Consider the following 2,802-nt stretch of genomic DNA (forward strand, 5'->3'; position numbering starts at 1 on the left):
CTTCCCTTTGCCAATGTTTTTGTAAACAACACCACTCAGGGAATTGCTACCGACGCGGAAGGCAAGTTTAGTATATCCGGTGATTTTCCTTCGCAAATTGAATTGGTCGCCTCATTTGTAGGCTATGTGACCGAAGTCAAAATGATTTCTTTTGAAGGAAAAAGCGAGGTGAAAGTGACTTTTGAGCTATCATTCAACGAATCCAATCTCACTGAGATTGAACTTAAAGCCAAACGGGATAAGTCTTGGGAGAGGAACTTAAAAACCTTTGAAGAAGTGTTTCTGGCCCTTCCCGACGATCCATACAAATCACAGATTGAGATTTTGAATCCATGGGTAATTGACTTTGAAAAAGTCAAGGTTAAAAATGGAAAAAATTACCTGAAGGCCTCAGCCCAAGAACCTATACATATATTAAATGATGCGCTTGGTTACGATATAACCTATTATCTAGAGGATTTTCGGGTTTTGCGAGATGGTTCCAGATTTTATGGTCAGGTGTTTTATGAAGCTATGGAATCCAATAGTCTGGCGACAAGTTCCCGCTGGAAAGAGGCTCGACAAGCCAATTACTATGGTTCTTTAAAGCATCTGAATCAATCTATTTTGCTTAATACTCCTGACTCAAGTGATTTTGCCTTGTTTAAAACAAAACCTGCTCCGATTGATGGATTTCGGAGCAATGACTTTCTTCAAGAGTTGAATAAAACCATCATTCCAATCCGAAAAGACTCTATTTTACGAAGACCACTTGGTGACGGAACTTTTCGAATTTTCCTTCAAGGAAAATTGGAAGTGCATCATTTAAAGAAGGAATGGACCAATGATTATTACACGACAATTTATCATCCGATTAGTTGGGTCCAAGCTCCGGAGGGATTTTATGATGTCGATCGAAATGGAGTACTACTAAACCCCACCCAGCTAGTTCTTTCTGGCTACCTTGGGAGAAGGCGAGTTGCCAGAGCTTTACCACTTGATTTTGTCCCAACTACCGATTTTAAAATAGAAGAGCTAATAGCTGATGAGGTAATCATGAGCCGATCTAGCCAACTCAATCGGCTTCGGGAAAAAGTCTGGCTTACATTGAGCAAACCCTATTTCTACCCTGGAGAGACAGCATGGATCGGTGGACAAATGCTTTACCAAGATGCATTCCTGGCCGATTCGCTGAGTCGTGTAGTCCATGTGGATCTTATAACCGAAGACTCCGGAATCATCCAATCGGCCACCTTTCCAATCCAGCAGGGAAAAATCTCAGGAGCCCTAGTTTTGCCCAAGGAAATGAAACCGGGTGATTATGTGATTCGGGCTTATACCCATTGGAATCGAAATTTCCTGATGGATGATCAGTTTTTAGCTCCATTTGTGGTGATGGAGGAGGGTTATATACCTGAGATGGAGAAAGAAGCATTAGAAGTTTTTTCAGATGCGATAGTGGTAAAGGCAGATTACACCCTTAGTGATTCACTGAACTATCGGGTAATGGACTTACAGTTGGATTTTCTGGACGAATTCGAAAATCCTATTGACGGTAAGTTTGTGCTTTCTATTACTGATGCTGATCAAGTAGTAGAAATGAATCAGGGAATTCGCCTCGAGCATGCTATAGAATGGCTGGATGAAGGTTTGCCTGAAACTTTTCAGAGCAGTCTAAGCCATCCTGTGGAGTATGGAATATCCTTAAAAGGGAAATTTACGCCGGAAAATAAACGGCAGGGACTAATCCAGCCCATCACGATAGTTCGGGAAGATTTGGAAGATTATGGTCAGGTCATGACAGATTCTTTGGGATACTTTTGGGCAACTGGGTTAAGCTACCAAGACACCGCCCAAATAGCAGTAGCTGCCGTGAATGAGAAGCTCAGACCATTTGGGTCAATAGAACTAGGATCACTAGGTAAACCAGAACTTGGAGTTGCTTTGCCTAAACTTACCTACAGGAAAGTACCTATTTCATCCGAGGATTATTTTTTAGATACTTCAGGAGATTACATTCTTTTGGAAGAGTTTGTAAAAGAGGAAACTCAAGAAGGAGAAACCATGGCCGAGCGAAATTATGGATATGGAATGCCAGATCGAGAGGTAAATGAGGATCAGTTGTTTAAATTATCTCGCGAAGCAATTTTAGCTCGTCTTGGAGTATCCGGAAGTGGAATTGGAAATTTTAATTTTGGGCAAAAGACAAGCGCCCCATTATTAATAATTGATGGGACCAAATATCCTTTTTTAACCAGCGATGAATTTCTAAGTATGTTAAATTCTTATGATTTCGCCCAATTTAAATCCATGAAAGTGTATACATTTAGTGCAACTGTATTTGGAATGGCGGGATATGCTGGAGTTTTAATGATCGAGACAAGAAATGGCTCTAGAACAAATCCGCAAGTTGAGACAAATTTCAATTCCGAAGGCTTCCAGTTTTTTTCTGTTCCCGGTTTCACTGCCTTTCCTGAATTTCCTCGAAATCCTCCCACTGATCGATACTTGATGAAAAAGCCAACTATTTATTGGGATCCGGTAGCAAAAACAAGGAATGGCGAGTTCTATGTACGTGTAAAGGTTCCCTATGGAATCAATCGGTTCCGAATAAAAGTAGAGGGCTGGAGCTTGGACGGGGAGCTTATAGACAAAGTAATTCATGTTGAAAAATAGGGATAGAATTGATTCAACAATGACATTCATTGAGCCTATTCAAAATACCCCCATTCTTCATTTCAAGAAGCCAATCACCACAACCAACCCGACTCCAAAGACTGTGGTCCTACTTGCTTGCGGATAATCGCAAAGCATTATGGGAAG

At 41.0% G+C, this 2,802-nt stretch carries 1 protein-coding gene; it reads left to right on the forward strand.

The genetic code is table 11. The annotated features are described in order from the left end of the window. Positions 1 to 2,655 (forward strand): carboxypeptidase-like regulatory domain-containing protein (locus FL972_RS00500; RefSeq protein WP_144602270.1); only part of this gene is annotated, 2,655 nt, incomplete at its 5' end. Positions 2,656 to 2,802 lie beyond the last annotated feature (147 nt).

This window comes from Algoriphagus algorifonticola, assembly GCF_007655305.1.
Taxonomy (GTDB): Bacteria; Bacteroidota; Bacteroidia; order Cytophagales; family Cyclobacteriaceae; genus Algoriphagus; species Algoriphagus algorifonticola.